This window comes from Moheibacter stercoris, assembly GCF_040545805.1.
Classification (GTDB): domain Bacteria; phylum Bacteroidota; class Bacteroidia; order Flavobacteriales; family Weeksellaceae; genus Moheibacter; species Moheibacter stercoris.
On the sequence record NZ_JBEPMO010000034.1, the window covers coordinates 1 to 3,295 of the forward strand.

Annotated in this window: 1 tRNA gene and 2 rRNA genes; all 3 read left to right on the forward strand. The window is 47.6% G+C overall.

The features are described from left to right. Positions 1 to 49 precede the first annotated feature (49 nt). The 3 genes from ABID46_RS13465 to rrf all read left to right on the forward strand — a co-directional run bounded on the left by ABID46_RS13465 (position 50) and on the right by rrf (position 3,279). Positions 50 to 123 (forward strand) — tRNA-Ala (locus ABID46_RS13465). Between the two features lie 137 nt (positions 124 to 260). Beyond that, positions 261 to 3,040 (forward strand): 23S ribosomal RNA (locus tag ABID46_RS13470). Positions 3,041 to 3,171: 131 nt separating this feature from the next. Next, a 5S ribosomal RNA gene (gene rrf, locus ABID46_RS13475) occupies positions 3,172 to 3,279 on the forward strand. Positions 3,280 to 3,295 lie beyond the last annotated feature (16 nt).

Sequence of the window (3,295 nt, forward strand, 5' to 3'; positions counted from 1 at the left end):
TAAATTACAATATACATAAATACAATATACATTATACATCTAAAAAAGAGGGGAATTAGCTCAGCTGGCTAGAGCGCCTGCCTTGCACGCAGGAGGTCAAGGGTTCGACTCCCTTATTCTCCACAAGATCGAGAGATCAGAAGAGTTCATTGACATATTGGAAGTAATAATAACATATTACGAATAAATTACGAGAAAGCAATTTATAGAAAGAAATAAATAAAACAAAAACAATAACCGAACACGAGAGCGGCGGTTAGAAAAAAGTTACTAAGAGCGTATGGCGGATGCCTAGGCTTCGAGAGGCGAAGAAGGACGTGATAAGCTGCGATAAGCTGCGGGGAGTGGCACATACACTTTGATCCGCAGATTTCCGAATGGGGCAACCCACTATGTTGAAGGCATAGTATCTGCCGTAAGGCGGAGGCGAACGCAGGGAACTGAAACATCTAAGTACCTGTAGGAAAAGAAATCAATTGAGATTCCGTTAGTAGTGGCGAGCGAACGCGGATTAGCCCTAAAGCATTTATAAGTTTAGTAGAATAACCTGGAAAGGTTAACCATAGAGGGTGATAGTCCTGTATACGAAAGGCTTACATTTGTTATATCGAGTAAGGCGGGACACGTGAAATCCTGTTTGAAGATGGGGGGACCATCCTCCAAGGCTAAATACTCCTCGAAGACCGATAGTGAACTAGTACTGTGAAGGAAAGGTGAAAAGCACTTCGAATAGAAGGGTGAAATAGAACCTGAAACCATACGCTTACAAGCGGTCGGAGCCTACGGGTGACGGCGTGCCTTTTGCATAATGAGCCTACGAGTTAATGTCACTGGCAAGGTTAAGGACTTCAGGTCCGGAGCCGAAGCGAAAGCGAGTCTGAATAGGGCGCATAGTCAGTGGTATTAGACGCGAAACCTTGTGATCTACCCATGGGCAGGTTGAAGCTTTGGTAACACAAAGTGGAGGACCGAACCCGTTGACGTTGAAAAGTCTTGGGATGACCTGTGGGTAGGGGTGAAAGGCTAATCAAACTGGGAAATAGCTCGTACTCCCCGAAATGCATTTAGGTGCAGCGTTGTGTATAAGTATCTTAGAGGTAGAGCTACTGATTGGATGCGGGGGCTTCACCGCCTACCAATTCCTGACAAACTCCGAATGCTAAGATATGTTCCACAGCAGTGAGGGCATGGGTGCTAAGGTCCATGTCCGAGAGGGAAAGAACCCAGATCATCAGCTAAGGCCCCCAAATGTATACTAAGTTGACCAAACGCGGTCGGACTGCATTGACAGCTAGGATGTTAGCTTGGAAGCAGCTATTCATTTAACGAGTGCGTAACAGCTCACTAGTCGAGCGGTCCGGCATGGATAATAATCGGGCATAAGTATACTGCCGAAGCTATGAATCCGCCTTTGGCGGATGGTAGGGGAGCATTCTATCGGCGCAGAAGCTAGACCGGCGAGGTATAGTGGAGCTTATAGAAAAGAAAATGTAGGCATGAGTAACGATAATGCGGATGAGAAATCCGCACGCCGCAAGACCAAGGTTTCCTCAGCTATGCTAATCAGCTGAGGGTTAGTCGGGTCCTAACATGTACCCTAATGGGGAAGTGGATGGCAAACGGGTTAATATTCCCGTACCTGCTCACAACAAAAGTGACGGTGAGAAGTAAGTAGTGCGTACTGACGGAATAGTACGTTGAACCTAGGTAAACTAGGGATAGTACACAAAGCCTTCGGGTGGCGTGATAATCTACTGAAGTCTCATCCAAGAAATAGCGAGTGAAGCAGCCCGTACCCTAAACCGACACAGGTGGTCGAGGAGAGTATCCTCAGGCGCTCGAGTGAATCGTGGCTAAGGAATTAGGCAAAATAGACCTGTAACTTCGGGAGAAAGGTCGCTGACAGCAATGTCAGCCGCAGTAAAAAGGCCCAGGCGACTGTTTATCAAAAACACAGGACTCTGCAAAATCGAAAGATGACGTATAGGGTCTGACACCTGCCCGGTGCCGGAAGGTTAAGGAAGGGGGTTAGCTTCGGCGAAGCTCTTAACTGAAGCCCCGGTAAACGGCGGCCGTAACTATAACGGTCCTAAGGTAGCGAAATTCCTTGTCGGGTAAGTTCCGACCTGCACGAATGGTGTAACGATCTGGGCACTGTCTCAGCCACGAGCTCGGTGAAATTGTAGTATCGGTGAAGATGCCGGTTAATCGCAATGGGACGAAAAGACCCTGTGAACCTTTACTATAGCTTCGTATTGACTTCGGGTAAACAATGTGTAGGATAGGTGGGAGACTATGAAGCATGTACGCTAGTATGTGTGGAGTCGCCGTTGAAATACCACCCTTTGTTTATCTGGAGCCTAACTTCCTAATGGAAGGACATTGCGTGGTGGGTAGTTTGACTGGGGTGGTCGCCTCCAAAAGAGTAACGGAGGCTTTCAAAGGTACCCTCAGCACGCTTGGTAACCGTGCGTAGAGTGTAATGGCATAAGGGTGCTTGACTGTGAGACCTACAAGTCGATCAGGTGCGAAAGCAGGACATAGTGATCCGGTGGTTCCGTATGGAAGGGCCATCGCTCATAGGATAAAAGGTACTCCGGGGATAACAGGCTAGTCTCCCCCAAGAGCTCACATCGACGGGGAGGTTCGGCACCTCGATGTCGGCTCGTCACATCCTGGGGCTGGAGAAGGTCCCAAGGGTTGGGCTGTTCGCCCATTAAAGTGGCACGCGAGCTGGGTTCAGAACGTCGTGAGACAGTTCGGTCTCTATCTATTGTGATCGTTAGAAGTTTGAGTGGGCTTGACTCTAGTACGAGAGGACCGAGTTGAACGAACCTCTGGTGTATCAGTTGTGCCGCCAGGTGCACCGCTGAGTAGCTACGTTCGGTTAAGATAAGCACTGAAAGCATATAAGTGCGAAACTTGCCACAAGATGAGACTTCTTTTAAGGGTCGTTGGAGATGACAACGTTGATAGGCTACAGATGTAAAGGCAGTGATGTCAAAGTCGAGTAGTACTAATTACCCATAAACTTTGCTAACCGCTGCTTGTTGTTGGTTATTGTTTTTGAATTGTTTGGTTCAAAATTGTTAGACGTGATTTACATATGTTAAAAGTCGAATATCGAGCTTCCAATTGTCAAAATATCAAGTCCTAAGGACTATAAAAACTTAGGGTGGTTATTGCGGCAGGGCTCACCTCTTCCCATTCCGAACAGAGAAGTTAAGCCTGCCAGCGCCGATGGTACTACGAAAGTGGGAGAGTAGGTCGCCGCCTATCTTTTATCAAATCCTCA